Annotated in this window: 17 protein-coding genes and 1 riboswitch; of the genes, 12 read left to right on the forward strand and 5 right to left on the reverse strand. The window is 58.0% G+C overall.

Annotated elements, in window-relative coordinates; all coding sequences use genetic code 11:
- Positions 1–351: extracellular solute-binding protein (locus tag JRJ26_18160; GenBank protein MBW2059417.1), on the reverse strand; the 351-nt coding region annotated here is incomplete at its 3' end.
- Between the two features lie 577 nt (positions 352–928).
- Between JRJ26_18160 and JRJ26_18165 the strand changes: the two genes are divergently transcribed.
- The 9 genes from JRJ26_18165 to JRJ26_18205 all read left to right on the forward strand — a co-directional run bounded on the left by JRJ26_18165 (position 929) and on the right by JRJ26_18205 (position 8,538).
- The gene (locus JRJ26_18165; protein ID MBW2059418.1) at positions 929–2,086 is read left to right on the forward strand and encodes an aminotransferase class I/II-fold pyridoxal phosphate-dependent enzyme; all 1,158 of its coding nucleotides are present in this window, start codon (positions 929–931) and stop codon (positions 2,084–2,086) included.
- A gap of 99 nt (positions 2,087–2,185) precedes the next feature.
- Entirely contained in the window at positions 2,186–2,611 is a 426-nt protein-coding gene (gene arfB / locus JRJ26_18170) for an aminoacyl-tRNA hydrolase (protein ID MBW2059419.1), read from the forward strand.
- Positions 2,612–2,645: 34 nt separating this feature from the next.
- Positions 2,646–3,341, forward strand: coding sequence for an aspartate/glutamate racemase family protein (locus JRJ26_18175; protein MBW2059420.1), 696 nt, complete (start codon positions 2,646–2,648; stop codon positions 3,339–3,341).
- A gap of 113 nt (positions 3,342–3,454) precedes the next feature.
- Positions 3,455–4,318 carry an NAD(+) diphosphatase gene (gene nudC, locus JRJ26_18180; protein MBW2059421.1) on the forward strand — a complete coding sequence of 288 codons (864 nt, stop codon included), beginning with the start codon at positions 3,455–3,457 and terminating at the stop codon, positions 4,316–4,318.
- Positions 4,319–4,404: 86 nt separating this feature from the next.
- Positions 4,405–4,893, forward strand: a complete 489-nt coding sequence (locus JRJ26_18185) for a prolyl-tRNA synthetase associated domain-containing protein (protein ID MBW2059422.1) — start codon at positions 4,405–4,407, stop codon at positions 4,891–4,893.
- Between the two features lie 374 nt (positions 4,894–5,267).
- Positions 5,268–5,363, forward strand: a riboswitch (TPP riboswitch).
- Positions 5,364–5,480: 117 nt separating this feature from the next.
- The gene (locus tag JRJ26_18190; protein ID MBW2059423.1) at positions 5,481–6,695 is read left to right on the forward strand and encodes a divalent metal cation transporter; all 1,215 of its coding nucleotides are present in this window, start codon (positions 5,481–5,483) and stop codon (positions 6,693–6,695) included.
- On the forward strand, positions 6,692–7,291 hold the full coding sequence (locus JRJ26_18195) for a DUF2284 domain-containing protein (protein ID MBW2059424.1): 600 nt from the start codon (positions 6,692–6,694) through the stop codon (positions 7,289–7,291). Before JRJ26_18190 ends, JRJ26_18195 begins: the two co-directional genes overlap by 4 nt.
- A gap of 87 nt (positions 7,292–7,378) precedes the next feature.
- Positions 7,379–7,840, forward strand: coding sequence for a hypothetical protein (locus tag JRJ26_18200; protein MBW2059425.1), 462 nt, complete (start codon positions 7,379–7,381; stop codon positions 7,838–7,840).
- A 368-nt stretch (positions 7,841–8,208) separates the two neighbouring features.
- Positions 8,209–8,538: a PilZ domain-containing protein gene (locus tag JRJ26_18205; GenBank protein MBW2059426.1), complete on the forward strand. Its 330-nt coding sequence runs from the start codon at positions 8,209–8,211 to the stop codon at positions 8,536–8,538.
- Positions 8,539–8,549: 11 nt separating this feature from the next.
- Here JRJ26_18205 and JRJ26_18210 read toward each other — a convergent pair whose 3' ends face one another.
- The gene (locus JRJ26_18210) at positions 8,550–9,683 is read right to left on the reverse strand and encodes an aminopeptidase (GenBank protein MBW2059427.1); all 1,134 of its coding nucleotides are present in this window, start codon (positions 9,681–9,683) and stop codon (positions 8,550–8,552) included.
- Between the two features lie 239 nt (positions 9,684–9,922).
- On the opposite strand from JRJ26_18210, the gene JRJ26_18215 reads away from it, so the two are divergent.
- Positions 9,923–11,365: an MATE family efflux transporter gene (locus JRJ26_18215; protein ID MBW2059428.1), complete on the forward strand. Its 1,443-nt coding sequence runs from the start codon at positions 9,923–9,925 to the stop codon at positions 11,363–11,365.
- A 6-nt stretch (positions 11,366–11,371) separates the two neighbouring features.
- On the opposite strand, the gene JRJ26_18220 is transcribed toward JRJ26_18215, so the two are convergent.
- From JRJ26_18220 to JRJ26_18230, 3 genes are read right to left on the reverse strand one after another with little or no spacing between them, the layout of a single operon-like run.
- Positions 11,372–12,847: a SpoVR family protein gene (locus JRJ26_18220; GenBank protein ID MBW2059429.1), complete on the reverse strand. Its 1,476-nt coding sequence runs from the start codon at positions 12,845–12,847 to the stop codon at positions 11,372–11,374.
- 11 nt (positions 12,848–12,858) lie between these two features.
- Positions 12,859–14,166: a DUF444 family protein gene (locus JRJ26_18225; protein ID MBW2059430.1), complete on the reverse strand. Its 1,308-nt coding sequence runs from the start codon at positions 14,164–14,166 to the stop codon at positions 12,859–12,861.
- Positions 14,167–14,196: 30 nt separating this feature from the next.
- Positions 14,197–16,152 carry a protein prkA gene (locus JRJ26_18230; protein MBW2059431.1) on the reverse strand — a complete coding sequence of 652 codons (1,956 nt, stop codon included), beginning with the start codon at positions 16,150–16,152 and terminating at the stop codon, positions 14,197–14,199.
- A 457-nt stretch (positions 16,153–16,609) separates the two neighbouring features.
- Here JRJ26_18230 and JRJ26_18235 point away from each other — a divergent pair, with 457 nt between their 5' ends.
- Entirely contained in the window at positions 16,610–16,984 is a 375-nt protein-coding gene (locus tag JRJ26_18235) for a hypothetical protein (GenBank protein MBW2059432.1), read from the forward strand.
- Positions 16,912–18,303, forward strand: a complete 1,392-nt coding sequence (locus JRJ26_18240) for an ISKra4 family transposase (GenBank protein ID MBW2059433.1) — start codon at positions 16,912–16,914, stop codon at positions 18,301–18,303. Before JRJ26_18235 ends, JRJ26_18240 begins: the two co-directional genes overlap by 73 nt.
- The last annotated feature ends 10 nt before the right edge of the window (positions 18,304–18,313 follow it).

Here is an 18,313-nt window from a genome sequence, read left to right on the forward strand (position 1 = left end):
GTCCAGCTCCGCGGCATATTTCCCGAGGTCTACGAGATAACCCGCTCCCGCATAGTCACCCAGGTATTTCGGGTAGAATGTGATGATGTCATAAGCCGCGGTATGGGTAACAAACTCTATCTTCTCCTTTTCGTAAACCTGGGCGAATGGTACCCCGACGATCTTCAGGTCCACGCCGAACTTCTCGGCGAAATCCTTTTTGTACCATTCCCAGGGTTTTTGGTTGTGCCCGGAATCACCGACCACGGTCAACTGAACCAGATTCTGCCCCGCCTGCGCCAGGGCGCCCCCCAGAAGGAAACCTGCTACCACTAACCCGACCAGAAAGGTTTTATGAGCTTTGCGTCCCATTTCTTCTCCTCCTTGAAATCTTGAGTTATCAGAGTGTGGAAATGGTCTTCGGTTTTCCTTCTTCCCATCGCCTCCTTTTCTGGATTCTACGGCTGGTCCGAAGCTGACATCACCTCCTTTTTTTCGGGCCGCCATCGATTGAAAACTCCAACCACATGGATTCTCCCAGAAGGCAATCCAACCCATCTTCAAACTATCACCACGCCCTTTTGGTGTCAATGGAAATCTCCCTGGAGGGTTACCCACCGCCTCCGCTATGCCGGTGGGGACAAGGGTGTTGTGCAAAGGTCAAGAAGCTCCATAGATCGCGCTGGGGCCTTGCCGCGAAAAAGTGGGAACCCCCCTGAGGCCGTTGTCGAGTTGAACGAGGTGCCATTATGTAATAGACTATTGTGTCTATCTTCTTTATCTGTTGCAAAATCCCAGGCTGTGCGATCTGGACCGATCGCATGATCGTACTGTACGGGGATCCCCGGCGGCCGGGGCACCCACCGGCCGTGGCCGAGTGGTCACGGCCGTCTCTGAAACCACGATCTTCGTGAGTCGATCCTGGAGAAAGGGGGGGGAGGATCCATCTATGGCCAGGACATACAAACACCTTGAAACCAAGCTCATCCACGCCGGGGAGCCTGAGCCCCGGATCAGCGGGTCTGTGAGTATGCCGATATTTCAGTCCGCCATGTTCGAGTACCGTGGTGAGACGAGCTATCACGACACCAGGTACATCCGGCTGAACAATACACCGAACCATGTTGCCCTCCACGAGAAGCTCGCCGCCCTGGAAAGCGGTGAAGGGGCCCTCGTGGCGGCCAGCGGAATGGCCGCGATATCGGCGTCTCTTCTGGCCGTTCTCTCCAGCGGGGATCACTTCCTGGCACAGGACTGCCTGTACGGCGGCACCTACAGTTTTTTTTCGAAGGATCTCTCGGCCCTGGGGATTTCGTTCGATCTTATTGACGGATACGATCCCGATTCGTGGGAGGAGAAGTTGCGGCCCAACACCCGGGCGATCTATGTCGAGACCATGACAAACCCCCTATTGAAGGTCGCCGATCTCGAGGCTGTCGTCCGATTCGCCAAGGCCCACGGCCTCCTGTCGCTCATCGACAACACCTTTGCCAGTCCGGTCAACTTCCGCCCCCTCGAATGGGGGTTCGATCTCTCCCTTCACAGTTGTACGAAATACCTCAACGGCCATTCAGACATCGTGGCCGGTGCCGTGATCGGCCGGGCGGATCTGATCGGGGAGATCACGCACAAGCTCAACCACTTCGGCGGCTCCCTCGATCCTCATGCCTGTTTTCTCCTCCACCGTGGTCTCAAGACCCTTGCGGTAAGGGTGAGGCAGCAGAACGAGAACGGGTTGAGGCTCTCACGGTTCCTGGAAGAACACCCTGCCGTTGAAACAGTCAACTATCCGGGCCTTGAGAGCCATCCCGCTCATGATCGCGCGTCCCGGTTGTTTCAGGGTTTCAGCGGCATGCTGAGTTTCGAACTGAGGGGGGGTGTCGAAGCGGCAGATCGGTTCATCCGGAACACGAAACTGCCCGTCGTGGCTCCCAGCCTGGGAGGTGTGGAGACGCTCGTCACGCGGCCGGCTACAACCTCTCATTCAGGCCTCTCCCCGGAGGAGCGGGAGCGGCTGGGGATCTCGGACGGTCTGGTGAGGGTCTCGGTCGGCATCGAGGCGTTAGAGGACATAATAGACGATTTTGAGAGTGCCCTGAGTGCCTAGCAGCGGCTCTGCCGGGGCGGCGGGACTCATGTCTCGACAATCGACGGTAGAAGAGGACAGGGCTGGATCTCAGCGGCTTCAGGGGACGACCTAGGGAGCATGATCCGCGTCACAGCCGATATCTCCATCGACCCTGACGAGATCCAGTTCGATTTCATAAGGGCCTCGGGTCCGGGCGGGCAGAATGTCAACAAGGTCGCCACGGCCGTACAACTCCGATTCGACGTGGTTCATTCGCCCTCTATCAGCGAGGAGGTTCGGTACCGGTTGTTTCGACTGGCCGGGGGGCGGATCACTCGAGAGGGCATCCTCATCATAGACGCCAGGCGCTTCCGCAGCCAGGAACAGAACCGCCGGGACGCAGTGGAACGACTGGTCGAGATTATCCGTAAGGCCGCCGAGAAGCCGAGGAATCGCAAGAGAACCCGTCCGACCGGGGTCTCAAGAAAGCGGCGGCTGGAGGAAAAGCGCCGCCGTGGAGGGACAAAACGGATGCGGCGTCCCGTTTCGGCTGTGGAGGACTAAGAAACCCTTGGCTTGGGACCCGGGAGAGGGAGTCATGAAGACGATCGGTCTTATCGGAGGTATGAGTTGGGAGTCGTCGATCGAGTACTACCGGATCATAAACCAGACCGTCCGGGAGAGACTCGGCGGGCTTCATTCGGCCAAGAGTGTCATGTACTCCGTGGATTTCGCCGAGATAGAAGCTCTCCAGCACAGTGGGGAGTGGGGGAGAGCCACGGACCTTATGATTGCCGCGGCTCGGAGGGTGGAGAACGGTGGCGCCGATTTCATCGTTATCTGCACGAACACGATGCACAGGATGGCAGACGAGGTGGAGAGGAATATCCTTGTGCCCCTTCTCCATATCGCCGATGCCACTGCAGAGAGGATCAAGGCCCTCGGACTCGGCAGGGTCGGCCTTTTGGGGACCCGGTTTGCAATGGAAGAGGATTTCTACAAGGGCAGGCTCATGGAGAGGCACGGACTGGAGGTCCTTGTTCCGGCCGATGACGACAGAGAACTCGTTCACCGGGTGATCTACGAGGAACTCTGTAGAGGAGAGATAAAGGCGTCCTCAAGAGATCAGTATCTCCGGATCATGGAGCATCTGGCCGACAAGGGAGCCGAGGGCATCATTCTCGGTTGTACGGAGATCGGCCTGCTGGTTCGAGACGGTGACAGCGTTGTTCCACTTTTCGATACGACAAGGATCCATGCGGTGGCGGCGGTGGAATACGCCTTGGAGTCCTGAGTCAGGCCGCAGGTGGTCTGGATACCCAGGACGGCGCCCTGGGTGCATCACATCCTCGAAAGGACGCAAACCTTCCACGGAGATCTCGGGCCGGCAGGGGTGAAAGAGAGACCATGGAAGAGAAGAGACAATTCATTTCCGGTATCGTCCCACCGGCGGGCCGAGAGGGGCCGTCCTGGTGGTTCGTCTTCCAGGGGGATAGGCTTCTCATTGTTCCCGGTGCCTCCTCGGGGGCGATCCCTTTTCTGGCGGATCTGGGTGCCTTGGGTTTGAGAGCGGAACGGCAACACTACCTCGGCCGCCTCGACGGCAGTCCCTGTTATGCCGTGGAAGTGGCCCAAGGGTCGGCAGCGCCGCCTGGAATGGTATTCCAGGGTCTTCGCCAGGTTTACACTGTCATCGATGAAGACCTCTTCACCCTGGCGGGCCGAGCCCTGCAGATCGTGGAATGGGACAGGACTCACCAGTTCTGCAGCAGGTGCGGTAGTCCGGTGAAGATCCTGCCCACCGAGAGGGCCAAGGAGTGTCCCCGCTGCGGTCTGCTGCAGTTCCCCCGCCTTTCACCGGCGATCATAGTCCGTGTTGCACGGGGCCGTGAACTGCTGCTTGCCAGGTCGAGTCACTTCGTACCGGGGAGGTACAGCGTGATCGCCGGCTTCGTGGAACCCGGCGAGACGCTGGAGCAGGCCGTGGCCCGTGAGGTCCGGGAAGAGGTGGGACTGAGAATCAGAGATATACGTTACTTCGCCAGCCAGCCCTGGCCCTTTCCCCATTCACTCATGATCGGGTTTACCGCGGCATATGCGGGAGGGGAGATCACCCCGGATCCTGATGAGATCGAGGACGCTCGCTGGTTCACCCCCGACAGTCTCCCCGGCCTTCCTTCCAAGATGAGTATTTCTCGCAGGCTGATCGACTCGTTCCTGGCAGACCAAGGCGTGGAGCAGGAGCAGGCCCGGGGGAGGGCGGGCCCCTGAACGCCTCTCGGACGGGTCGGGACCGGGACGCACCGGGGGAAATCGCCGGGAAGGGGCTCCGGGGAGCCCGAGGGGATCCGTGAATCATGGACATATACAGGTTTCTTTCCGAGCACGGCATCGAATATGAGCGCCAGGATCATCCCCCGGTTTTTACCTGCGAGGAAGCGGACCGGCTCGTTCCACCTCTGCCCGGGGCGAAGACAAAGAACCTCTTTGTCCGCGACAGGAAAGGGCGGCGCCACTTTCTCGTGGTTGTGGGATACGAGAAGGCTGTCGATCTGAAGGCTCTTGCCTCTCTTCTCGGGGTGAACAAGTTGGGGTTCGCCTCTCCGGATCGGCTCCGTAGATACCTCGGAGTGGATCCAGGAGCCGTTACGATCCTGGGGCTTGCCAACGACCCGGCAGGAGAGGTGGAGGTGGTCATAGACAGGGAGATTTGGAACTCCAAGGCTTTTCGCTGCCATCCCCTGGTGAATACGAGCACACTGGTCATTTCGAAGGAGGGCATCCAACGTTTTGTGGAGATAACCGGGCATGCCCTTCGAATCCTCAGTATCCCCGGCAGGAGTTGAAGGATTCCCGCTCTCTCATCGGATCTTCTGACACCTTATCCGGCCTGACGTCCCGGGGCGTTCCCCCACTTCTTGGAGCGCATGTTCCGAGGTGTCTTGATTTTGCAAGGATATTTCTTGGTTCTCAAGTGGAAGCCTCTTGTTCCTTCGCCCCAGTCCACAGTGTGACCCACTGGAGTTTCGCGGATGGGGATTTCTGCCCCTTCCCCACGAACACGAATCACGAACACGACATCGCCCCTCCCCGGTCAACCTCGATGGGTAACCCACCGCTTCGGCAATGTTGCCCGGGAACAAGAGGTATGCCCAAAATGGGGAAGTCCCCCTGGTTTTTTGATTGACAAAGGCCGGCCAGAAGTGGGATTATGGTTGTAATGGCCCGCTAGGGGTGGTTAGCTGAGAGTCGTCATTGACAACCCTTTGAACCTGATCTGGATAATTCCAGCGGAGGGAAGCGGCGTCGCAGGAAGAGGGGGATCTTGCCGTAGACCGGGCGTTCCGTATGAGGAGGCCCCCTTTTCGGGGAAAAGGCGCCGTATTGGTCCTCAGGGACTGTACGGTTTTTTTTTTCGATAAGGACTCAGGGTGTGAGAGGTTTCGGGACATACTTCAGAAAGATGGGACCGGCCTGGGTGATCAGTGCCGTGGCTTGTGGACCCGCCACTTTGGCGAGTGTCTCCATGGGTGGGGCGGCCTTCGGCTATTCTCTCCTCTGGGTTGTCGTCCTGAGCGCCCTCCTTGCGACTGTCTCTCAGTATCTCGCCGCCAAGACCGGCATACTGGGCCAGGGTGGGCTGATTCATCTCGTTGACGTCCACCTGGGCGGTTTTTGGGGCTGGACGCTCACCGTGGACGCCCTGCTGGCGACGTGGCTGGCGGCCCTGGTGCTGATGAAGGCCCTGTCCGGGACGACTTCCCTCATTACGGGAATCGCATCGCCCCTCTGGGGCCTTCCGTACGGCCTCTTCTTCTTCCTCTTTCTGATCTTCGGGGGTTACAGGAAGTTTGAGATCTTCTGCAAGGTCCTGGTGGGGATCGTCGTTCTCTGCTTCCTGCTCACCGTGGTCATGGTGAGACCTCCAGTGGGTTCCATCATGAGAGGGCTTATCCCCTCGATTCCGGCGGGGTTGAGTTCGGCCGTCGTCATGGCGGGGATCATGGGAGGAGCGGTCCACATCACGATCATTGCCATGCATACCTACACGGTCAATGCCAGAGGATGGACGAGCGCCGACATGGGACTTGCCCGGTTCGATACGGTCTTCTCCATGTTTTTCGCCTTCGGCCTCTATAGTGTCTCCATATTCCTCGCCGCTGCCGCCGTGCTCCATCCCAAAGGGATCGAGGTCAACTCCGCCCTCGATGTGGCCACGAGTCTGGCACCTCTCCTGGGAAAACACGGTGAAGCAATCTTCCTGGTCGGTCTGTGGGGTGCCGAGGTCTCCACCCTGTCCCCCACCTACCTTGCGGGCGCCTACTTTGTCGCGGACAAGTTCCACTGGGGGCTCAACTCGAAAGACGCCAGGTTCGGTCTCCTCGTGCTCGTCGGGTGTGCCGTAAGCGTTCTCGGCCCCTTTCTCAAGGGGAGCTTCATCCTGCTGCTCGTGATCATGCTCGCCCTGGGGCTCTGCGGTACTCCCCTGGTTCTCGTCCTCGTCATGGTCCTGCTCAACCGGAGGCGTTTCGCAGGAGAGAGGAGAAATTCCCCGGCGTTGAACGTACTGGGTATTGCTGCCATAGCCGTCACCACATTCCTTGCGGCCCGGTTCCTCCTCGTGAAACTCGGAGGCTGGACACCATGACGTATGAGAAGCAACTCGAGGCCTTGAGGAACCATGCCCTGGAGCTGGGGGCCGATCGCGCCGTGATCGTTCCTGCAGGCCAGCTCGTCATCCGGCACAGTGTCTGGGCCAAGTGCTTCATCCCCGGATGCAAGTACTATGGCAGCAGTATCATGTGCCCTCCCCACAACCCCTTGAAACCGGAGGTCACCAGGGCCATCGTGGCCGAGTACGAGTGGGCCCTGCTTTTTCAACTCGATGTCCCTGTCGGCGACTTTGTGGGCAAGGAGTGGCGAAAGAGGCATGTATCGGCGGAGATCAGGCACAAGAAGATGGTGGCCGAACTGGAGGGCCACGCCTTCTACTCGGGGTTCCACCTTGCCATGGGTTTTGCGGCAGGGGAGTGCTCCCTCTGCCTTCCCCAGAGGCCCTGTGCCGTACTTACGGGCCAACCATGCCGCTACCCCCTGCGGGCTAGGCCCGCCATGGAGGCGTGCGGGTTCGACGTCTTCGCCATAGCAAAGAGGGTGGGGTGGAGACTCGTTCCCATCGGCGATTCCTCCACGCCGGAGCAGGTACCCTGCGCCAGCCTCATCGGGCTTGTCCTCGTGGTTTGACTGGAAGGCCGACCAGTGTGCTCTCTTGAGGAATATTGGGGAAAGAAGACCCTGATCCTGGGAGACGTGAATTCCGGGAAGACCCGGATGACCCTGGACTTTGTGCGCCTGACGGTCGACCGCCGGAGCGAGGAGGTCGCCGTCCTCGATCTGGCTCCTGAGACGACCCGTGGCATCGGCGGCAAGATGGTGCCTCCTCCACACCCGCTCATAGCCTATTACACCACCAAGGTTATCCCTCCGAGGTTGACCGGGAGGGATGAGGAAGAGGTGGAGTCCTACAGCCTCAGAAATGCGAGGGAGATCGAGCGGCTTTTCTCGGAATACCTCAAGAGGCCGAGAGGGATTCTCGTTATAAACGACGTGTCTCTCTATCTGCAAGGGGGCAGGTTGGAGCGGCTTATGGAGGTGCTGAGGCCGTCTCACACGGCTGTCATCAACGGCTACTACGGCAAGGCCTTGGGAGAGGGTCCTCTCAGCCGGAGGGAGAGGAGCCGGATGGATCGCCTCGCCGCCCTCTGTGATCGGGTAATCCGCCTGGAACCCTGAAGGTCCTGAATCCTCAAAGATCGAGAGATATCTCTACAATCAAAACGCCCTGGGACATGGGTTTCGAGGGGGCCGGAACTCCTCGAAAATCCGTGGAGTTTTCCGAGTCTTCAGGTGAGGATTCTCACAACTGTATGACTTTGCGGCTTTTTGTTTTGGCACGAGACACCCTTGTCCCATTGCCCCTGAGCTCACGGGGTGAACCCATCAAGGTTCGCGGGTGGGCAGTTCCTGCCCCTTCCCCGCTCTACGAGCCAACTCCGATATAGCAGGCTCCACGAAAATTTTGCTTCTCAACCGGAGGATTATCTGTTAGCATAAGGCGTTTCGGGGACGGGAGTCGACACAGACGGCTGCAAGAGGTATGGATGGCTCAGGGCTGGAAAGAAAAGCGCAGGTATCCGCGTTTTCGAGTCAACTGCCCCATCTCTTTCATATGTTTCAGTAAGTTGAGAATCGGGGAGACAAGCGACATCAGTCTCGGCGGTATGAAAATCCAGTGCCGCTACTTTCTCCTTCCTGCCGAGACCTACGACTTCACGGTTGTCGTGCGCGGGCGTGCAATCAGTCCCCGGGGCAGAGTGGTCTACCTTGCGACTCAGGGAGAATTCGGCTATGAAGCCGGCGTCTGCTTTGTCGGCATTTCAGAGGAACACCAGAAACACCTCGCCTCGTTCCTCCTGTCCAAAGGCGGCTGAGGCCGATGGCTTCAGTCCCCGACGGGAGAGGCGGACTTCTCCGACCTCTTCTCCTCCAACCAGTGGGCCATATAAGTCCGGGGGTGGGCGACCCCCTTTCTCTTGAGCTCCTTGAAAAAGGAGACGGTCTTCTTCAAGGATCTGCCCAGTTCCTCATAGACCCTCTGGATTCCCTCGACGTGGGCGACATACCGCCCCAGGGCGAGGACCGATGCGTTGTTGAGGGGGACGGATTCGAAGCCGGTGTAGAGATCCGTTCTTAGTCTCCCTTCGATCTCCTTGAATTCCTTTTTTGCCTGGAGGAAAACGGCCTCCCTTCTCTCAAGCTTCGCCTCCAACGGGATGGGCAGGCTGTATATCTCTTCGAGCCGACCCCGGAGGGCGTCTATGAAACGGGCGAAGAGGATGCTGTCTTGTATGAACCCCTCTGCCCGCCTCTGGACGGGCGATCCAGCCCCGAACTTGATTCCTGTGAAATCGACGCTCCCCTGGCCTCCCACGAAGGTGGCGAGTTGTTCGTTGAAATCGAGTTCGCCCTTGAAGAAGACCGTGGCGTGGGTCATTTCGTGGAGGACCACGTTGACCACCATGGCAGGATCCTGATCGAGCATGGTCGAGAAGATGGGATCCTTGAACCAACCGAGGGTACTGTAGGCTTGGGCCCCCTGGACATAGACGTCGAGTCCTCTTGCCCTGAGTCTCTCCTTCTCCTTCAGGGCGTCCCGGTAGCCGAAAAAGCCCTTTTCCGTGACCCTCCCCGTGATGGGAAACCACCACGAATAAGCCTCGAGGCGGTCTTTCCTGGAGGCCGTAACCACGTAGAGGAGCGAAGGACCCTCGACCTGATAGAAGGTTGAGAAATTCGAGGTCCTGTCGAGTCCGATCGATTTCTCCCCATAGGCCTTCGCCTCCATGACCAGCCTGATCTTCTCCTTGGTGGATTCTTCGACGGCCGGGTCGCCGAGCACCCGGTCGTTCGGCCGGCTCCGGAGGACTATCTTCGCCTCTCCCCATCCGAGCTTGGCCAGGTAGAGGGGGGTCGAACACCCCAGGAGGATCAGGGTTGGTGCGAGGGCCGGAATCAGGGCAGCTACCCTAAGGGAGAACCTATGGGTGTTCCCGGTTCGTCCTGTCCCTTCCCTCATCGAGCTCACCCTTCAATCTTGTTATTAACAGGTCGACGCCTCGGCTCGTCGGCGGGACGATGGGATCTGCATGTTAACAAAAAATCCCCGACTTAACAACCTCGCCGCGGCCTTGAGATTTGAGGTCAAAAATAATAGCCTTGTAGACCGGCCATGAGCGGGGTCTGGTGAGGAGCGGGTGGAGCCTGCACCGGGCCCTGGGTGAGGTTTTGTGCTTTGCAGGCCGGCAGAGGGCCTCCATGTTCCGTCGTGTCGAGAACAAACCAGTTCCAGGTGGTTATCGAGAGATCCTCTCCTTGTCCTATCCCCTTATCCTGAGCACCGCCTCCATGACGGTAATGCACTTCGTGGACCGGATGTTTCTCTCCTGGTACAGCGAGAGGGCCATCGCCGCAGCCACTCCCGCCGGAATCACCTCCTTCACCATCATCTGTTTCTTCATGGGAGTGAGCCAATATACCACCACCATCGTGGCCCAGTATTTCGGTGCCGAAGACCACCGGGCATGCGGTACGGCCACATGGCAGGGCGTGTTTTTCAGCCTCGCCTCCTACATGGCGATCGTCCTCTTCATCCCCCTCGGGCCGATCATCTTCAGATGGGGAGGTCACGCGGCACAGATCATCGACTTGGAGATCACCTATTTCTCCATTCTAATGTGGGGAGGAGGCCTGGTTCCTCTACAGAGCGCCTTGGCCGGTTTCTTTACCGGGAGGGGCGACACGAAGACGACGATGATTGCCAACATGGCGGGAAACGCGGTCAACGGCGTGCTCGATTACGGTCTCATTTTCGGCAGGTTGGGGCTCCCCGAAATGGGCCTTGCCGGTGCTGCCATAGCAACGGTCCTGGCCTCTATTGTGCCCGTTGTCATCCTGGGGGCCCTCTTCTTGACCGCGAAGAACAACCGGCGCTTCGGGACCCGCCGGGTGAAGCTGGAAAGCCGGCTTTTTGGGAAACTGCTGAAGTACGGTATGCCTGCCGGATTCCAGTTTTTTCTCGATATGGGTTGCTTTACCCTCTTCGTTATTCTCGTGGGCAGGCTGGGCACGGTGGAGCTGGCCGCCACCAACATAGCTTTCAGTATCGACATGCTCGCCTTCATGCCCGTCATCGGCGTCTCCATTGCAACCTCGACCCTGGTGGGTCAATACATGGGGCGCGGGGAACCCGATCTGGCGGAGAAGACCACGTATTCGGCCCTGACGCTGGCTTTGATCTATATGGGAGTCATGGCCCTGGTCTTCGTCCTTTTCCCGGTTCAGCTGCTCTCCATCTTCAAGACCAGGGGCCACCAAGCAGGGGATTTTGCAGCCATCATCGGTTACGGACGGTACCTCCTTATCATGGTGGCCGTCTACAGTGTCTTTGATGCTCTCGGCATCGCCTTCTCCGCCGGGCTCAAGGGGGCGGGTGACACCCGCTTTGTCATGTGGACTTCGGTGATTGCGGGGTGGACCCTCTTTGTTCCTCCGGTCTATCTCACGGTGTCGGTCTTTCACGGGGGACTCTTCGCGGCCTGGGTCTGGGCGACCCTCTATATCATCGTCCTGGCTCTGGTCTATCTCTGGCGGTTTCGGCAGGGAAAGTGGAAGACCATCGATATGATCGGCAAGGACCGGAAACCCGCTGCAATACATCCCATACCGGTGACAGTGGAGAAACGCGTTCCGGGAGATTAGGAGAGATCACCGCTTCTGGGTCAGGGTATGGCCGCTTCCGTCAAAGGAAAAGACCACCTCCCGGCCGTCCACGACGGACTCCAGGTGAACCGGACGATTCCAGAGGTAGAAGACGTGCTCCAGGGTCTTTTCCCTGTACTCCTGGTCCAGTTCGATCCCCTCGAAAGCGTGTCTCAGGAAGAGCTCCCTTTTGCCCTTGTAGTCCCCGTCTTCCACCATGATGAGGGGAGTGCCCAAGGTACTCAAATGGGAGACCCAGAGCCTCTTGATGTGCCGCCAGTCCCTGTCCGTGATCACGTACCGTATCTCCCCGTGCTCCTGACGGCCTTCATAGAGATAGAGGTTGAGGTCGTCCACGAGCTTTTCCGTCAAGAACTCCTCGATGAAGAACCTGTCGCTGAATCGGCGCCTCACTTCAAAGATCTTGTCCCTTCCCAGGCCCGATCCCAGGTCCCAGGCATCCCGCTTCCTGGGGTCTTCGCACTCCTCCCACTCCTTCCCGAATCTTCCCTTGTTCCACCTGTCCTCGATGTCCTCGAACATCTTGAGCCCCACCAGGTAGGGGTTGGCCATGCGAGGGTTGGTCGCGAGGACCCTGGCGTTGTACAGATTGTAAAACCCGTGCTCCTCTTCGTTGAGAAGGCCCTCTTTGAAGAGGCGGTCCATGATTCTCATATGCCAGAAGGTCGCCCAGCCCTCGTTCATGATCTTGGTCCTTCTCTGGGGCATGAAGTAGCGGGATTGGTCTCGAATAACCGATAGGATGTCTTTCTCCCACTCCTTGAGGGGTTTGGGGGAATGGTTGATGATGTAAAGGAGGACGTCCCGTTCCGGCTCGAGGGGGGTCTTCCTGTCGTAGGTATCCTCCGGGGCACGCCTTGGCTTTTTCGGGGCGATCAGGTCCTCGTATGGGCCATGCCTCTCGGGCCGGGCCGGTGGGGTGGTAAGCCGCTCCAGTTGCTCCTCCTCGCTCTCTTCCCGGATGAAGAAGTCGGGATCGATGTTCAACTCGATGCTGAAACCCGAGTCGACCACCTGCTCGACCGCTTCGAGGCCGAAGCGTTTTTCGTATCTCTGAAAGCGGATCGTCGCCTCCGAGGCTGAAGGCAGGATGTCCCGCCGGGTGGGCCTGAAGTAGATGTTGTTCTTCATGAAGTCGTTGTGGGCGTAAACATGGGCCATCACCATGACCTGCACCGGGAATGGGTTGGTGTTGATCAGGTAGGCCCTGGAAGGGTCGGAATTGAGAACCACCTCATAGGGTATGCCGAACCCGTATTCGTACTTGGTCTTTTCCCTCTCGTAATCCCGCCCGAAAGACCAGTGAGAGAAGTTGACGGGGAACCGATAGGCGAGTATCTCGAGCATCTTTTGGGAGGGAATCACGTCGAACTCCTGGGGAAAGAAGTCGAGATTGAATTCCCGGGCAATATCCTGGATTCTTTCGTCGAACCTGTTGAGTCGTCTCAGATCAGGATCCACCGTGCCTCCACCTAAAACTCCCTTTCCTTTCTCAGGAATTCCTTCAGGGCCAGATAGACGTGGGATTTCTCCTTGAGAACAGCCCCCATAAAGGGCGTGGCCGGGTCTTTCCCGGAGAGTACCTTGAAGCCTCCGGTTCCGATCTGTCGCTCCTCGAGATCGAGTTCGCTCCCGAAGCTCTCCATGAGCCTCGAGGCGTTGTACGGATCGGCCTGGATTTCGCCGTAGCCGAGCATGCTGACACCCATCTGGAGGAGTCTCTTCGCAGAGGCCACGGTCTTCAGGGGGTCGAAGTCTTCTCCGTCGGAGAAGTGAAAGGGGTAGACGTTCCACCGGACCGGGTTGTACTCGGTCTCCACCAAGTGGATGGCCAGGTCATAGGCGGAGAAGCAGAAGGTGCCGCCGCTCTCTCCCCTGTGGAAGAAATCATGCTCCTCCACCAGCTTCGCCTCTGTTGTATGGGCTATGAAGCGGATCTGAACGCGGTTGTAAAGCTGCTTCAGAAACTCGACGAGCCAGAAGAAAAAGGATCTGGCAAGGTACTTCTTCATGGTCCCCATGCTTCCGGAAACATCCATCATCGCAAGGACCACGGCGTTCGACTGATACTCCACGTCCCTCTCCAGGGTCCGGTAACGGAGGTCCTCGCTGAAAAGTGGGATGAAGGGCTCCGTCTCTCCTGCGGGTCCGCCTTCCCGGATAATCCTCTCCGCTCCGAGGAGATCCCCTTTTGCGGCGGCCAGAGCCTTCCTGCAGGTCTCTTCGGTCTCCCCGGTGCGCCTCATCAGTTCGCCTACGAAGGCCGAAGTCCTCCTGACAGCCTCCTTGAGGGTCCGCTTCTTGTCCAGGTGGGCGATGGGTCCTGATTTCTCGATACCGGCGAACTTCCAGCCCTTTGGGATGGCGGTCTCGGTGAGGGCCTTTTTCTTGAGGTTGGGGAGACCGAGATCCTTGAGCATCATGTCGATGAGCTCTTCGATGTCGATCTCCGTCTCGAGGAAATCTATGCCGGGCTGTTCCCCGGGTTGCCCGGGGCGCCTGTCGGGAGTGGGCTGGCGTCCGATCACATCGCCCTTGTCCCCTTCCCCCTGCCCCGTACCGACACCGCCTGAACTCTCACGCTTGTGGATGAAACGGTAGGTCTTCAGACCCCTAATCGGCACCTTGACGATCTGCCCCTTCTTGCGGGTGATGATCGAGGCATCGCTTATGATTTCCGCGATGTTCTTCTGGATCGACTCCTTGATCTTTTGCCGGTGCCGGGCTGCATCCTTGAGCCCCCGTTGGGAGAGTCCCCAGTCCTGCTTCTTGATGGCCATGGCTACGTCTCAGAGACCCCGGGGTTCCTGTTACTCCTCTTTCCTGAGCACATCGCCGACAAACTGCAAGAGGTTCTCGGCGCATACCGGGCAGTAGCCCTTTTTCTGCAGGGCGTCAACGGCGTCCTTGCGCCGCTTCAGGGTTTTCGGGTCTTTCCGGGTCTTGTCTGCAATGGTAAGGGAGACCACGTTCCTGAGGTCGCCGATGAGTTTCCGCTCGATGGCCTCCTGCAGGGGTGTGTAGGTGTTGAAGTTGAACTCCCTGCCCTGATCGATGGCATCGCTCTTGAACACGAAGATCCCCTGGCGGAACTCCTTCTTGGCATTCTCAGAGACCCCTATCATCTCTTCGATGCTCCTCATCAGCTTCTCGTCGGGTTCCTGGTCTTCGTTGGTCACGGGGTCGCGGATCTTCTTCTTCAGGCAGAAGGCCGTTGCATTCTTCATGTAGTTCTCGAACAGGGCCTGAGCCTGATCCTCGTATGCGAAGAGGAAGGCCCTGTTGACCTCCTTCTTGGCGAGCTCCTTGAATTCGCTGAGAACGCTGTCCTTCTCGCCCACAAGGAGGCCCATGTACTGGGTCTTCTCTTCCTCTGTAAAGCCGATGTGGTGTTCGAAATTCGCCCTGAGGGCACGAATGGCATCGAGAGGGTTGACGCATCCTACCCCTTCCTTTTCACCGAGGGCCACGTTGAGGGCGTTGACGACGAAGCGCGGGCTGATGCCCGACATCCCCTCACCCTTCTTCTTGCCCTCGAGACGGAGTTCAACGAGGTCCACCTGGTCCTTCTCCTTTTCGGCCACAGGGTCTCCGTTGTAGTACTTCATCTTCTTGATCGGGTTGGGGCAGATCTGGCTGTCGGTCAGCCGTGTGAGCACCGCAAACTGCGCGGCCACGTTCAGGGTATAGGGAGCAAGATGGATCTGCCGGAATTCACTCCGCTCGATCATCTTCTTGTAGATCTTCTCCTCCTCTTTGACCTTCAGATTGTAGGGGACAAAGATGGGATACATCCGGTCGTGGAGGGCCTCGTTCTCCTTGATCGACTTGAACTTATCGAACTCCGTCTGGTTTGTATGTGAGAGAATGACCTCGTCCACGTAGATCTGAGGGAAGCCGGGTGCCTTGAGCACCTGTTCCTGGGCGACTGTAATCAGGATGTAATGGAATTTGATGTCGCATTTCAGGATTTCGACGTATTCCATCAAGCCCCTGTTCGCGATTTCCAACTCCCCATCCAGGCTGTAGGCCCTCGGATCGGTCTCGCCGTACTGGGTGATCTTGGACAGGTCCACCCGCCCGATCAATTCGGCCACGTCCTGGTTCTTGGGGTCTGAGGGCTGGAAGGTGCCGATGCCGGTGCGGCCTGCTTCGTCCAGACGAATCCTGACAACCGGGAAGCTCTCCCAGAGGACGTTTCCCTCGTCGTCCCGGTACTGTTCGTTCTCGAGGAGATTGAACCTGCATAGAGGGCAGAGGTCCCCCTCGATCCTGACGCCGAGAATCTTCTCCCACTTGGCTCTCTGATTCTTGGGAATCAGGTGGAGAGGCTCCTCGTGCATGGGGCATCCCTTGATGGCGTAAATCGGCGTGGGATCACGCTCGAGCCCCCTTTTCAGCAGGGAAGCTATGGTGGATTTCCCGCTCGATACGGGCCCGACCAGGATGAGAATCCGCTTGCCCGTCTCTGTTCTCCTGGCGCCGGCCTTGAAGAACCGCATGATGTCGTGGAGGGGTTCCTCGAGGCCGTAAAGTTCGTCCTGGAAGAAATTGTACCTCACCATGTCCTCGTAATCGGGGAGCTTGATGGAGTCCTCGATGGGTTGGCTGCCTTTGTCTATGACCATGTTGTACAGCCTTCCAGGAGCGAGCTGGGCGATGGAGGGATTCTCCTTTATCAGCTCCATGTACTCGAGGCAGGTGCCCTCCCACTGGTCCTCCTGGTCCTCCTTCCTGGACTCCTCGATGATCTTCTTGAAATCCATCGTGGACATGTCAGGCCTCCTTTACTATCGGATCCGAATTCTCTCGAGGACCCCCCTTCTCGCCGGACTCCTTGCAACCCGAGAGCGACGTCGTGTTTTTGAAAAAAAAGCAGGTGTTTCCCCCTTCAAATTTCGAGCGTGCTCTGCCAGAACGAGGAACTACCTGCTCCATGAGACTGATAAGCCCGGCTAAAACCAAGCTGAGATTGACCGATTCACCTTATGGGCCAAGGGGTAGAGCCATATGTCACCTGTAAGAGTTTTCAGATTAAGGAACTGCAAGATCCATACCACTGGGAACTGCTGGGAACTGCGGCTGCTCTCTCTTTCTACGTTACCCTCACTTGCCCGCTGTTATTATAGCTTCATCCAATTACAATTTCAACGGCCCCCTTTGCTCGGGACTATTTTTTTGTTGTGCTGTATTGTAGAGCTAAATCTACAATAGGAGGCGGCTATGGACGGTATCCGGGAACTGGAAGCCCGTCGTGATGCGATTCTTGAGCAAATGCGATCGATTCGTAGCATGAGAAGGGGGACGATCAATCAGCAATTCCTGAAGGTCCGTCTCAAGGGCAGGAAGGAGCCCCTTTTGCGAGGTCCATACTTTGTGTTATCCCGGAGAGAGGGCAACAAGACGGCCAGCAAACGGTTGACTTCACCCGCCCAGCTCCAATGGGCCAGGAGGCAGACAGAGGCTCACAAAAGGTTTGTTTCGCTTTGCAAGGAGTTTGAGGTACTGACCGAGCGGCTCGGTCAATTGGAGCAGTCTTTGGAAGAAGGGCTGAAAAAAAAACGGTCGAGGTTGCCGTTGAGCAGGACAGGGAGGTAGGGTCGATTCTGTCCAAGGCTGCCCGGGCGAACCACGTGGACCTGGAGGCTTGGGAGACCGCCCTAAGGGCAGCGGTTCTTTGTGCGGGTGCGAGGAGTTTGGCTGGTCTGCTTGAGGCGATTGGCTCTGGTAGACAAGAGGGATCGCTGTGGTGCCGCTGTGGTGGCCAGATGGAGAGCAAAGGTCTCAGAGCAAAGCAGCTTTTGACGATCCTGGGCCCTGTGACCTACCGGCGCTCCATGTTCCAATGTCCGGTCTGCAAAAGGACGCGCTACCCTGGCGATGAACAGCTCGACGTGGTGGGTACGGGCAGATCACCGGGTCTGCGGCGGATGATGGCCCGGGCCGGAAGCCGGTCCACCTTCAAAGAAGGCCGTGATGATCTAAAGGTTTATGCGGGCATCAGGGTCAGTGCCAAGGATGTGGAGCGGGTTGCCGAGGGCATTGGAAAGCAGATGGAACAGTGGTCAAAAAGGGAGCGCCAGGAGATCCTTAGCCGCCAGGAGGAGTCCCCAGTCCAAAAGACAATCCCTGTCTTCTATATATGCTACGATGGCACGGGTGTGCCGATGACCAAGCAGGAACTCAAGGGGCGTAAAGGAAGACAGGCCGACGGGTCAGCCCGCACCCGAGAGGTCAAGCTTGGCTGCGTCTTCACCCAAACCACAACCGACAAAAAGGGCCTCCCTGTGCGCGATCCTGACTCGACAAGCTTTGTCGGAGCCATCGAGGGAGCAGAGCAGTTTGGCTGGCGCATTTACACCGAAGCCCTCCGTAGGGGCCTATCCGATGCACAACGGGCAGTAGTGCTTGGCGACGGAGCCGAATGGGTCAAGAACATAGCCGAGATGCATTTCTACGAAGCAACCCAGATCATTGACCTCTACCACGCCCGTCAACATGTGTCGGACCTGTGCAAGATTCTGTTCGGCTCAAATGAAAGACAGGTTGTTCAACACCGCATCTGCTGGTGGAGGGACCTGGACCAAGGCAGAATCGACAAGATTATCCGTCAAGCCCACAAACATCTCCCCCAAACCCCGGAAGCAAAACACAAGGCCCAACAAGAGATCACCTACCTTGAGAAGAATAAAGACCGGATGCGCTACGGGAAGTTCCGCGCACAGGGCTTCTTTGTCGGTTCCGGCGTCGTCGAGGCCGGATGCAAAACCATCATCGGCCAAAGGCTCAAACAATCCGGCATGGAATGGTCCCTCCAAGGCGCTAACGCCATCATCTCCCTGCGCTGCACAATCAAATCCGGCCGCCTCGAAGACTACTGGGAAGACAGAAGACCACAGTCTACCCCACTTTCATGACGCAGGCCCG

Source organism: Deltaproteobacteria bacterium (assembly GCA_019308905.1).
GTDB lineage: Bacteria > Desulfobacterota > BSN033 > WVXP01 > WVXP01 > JAFDHF01.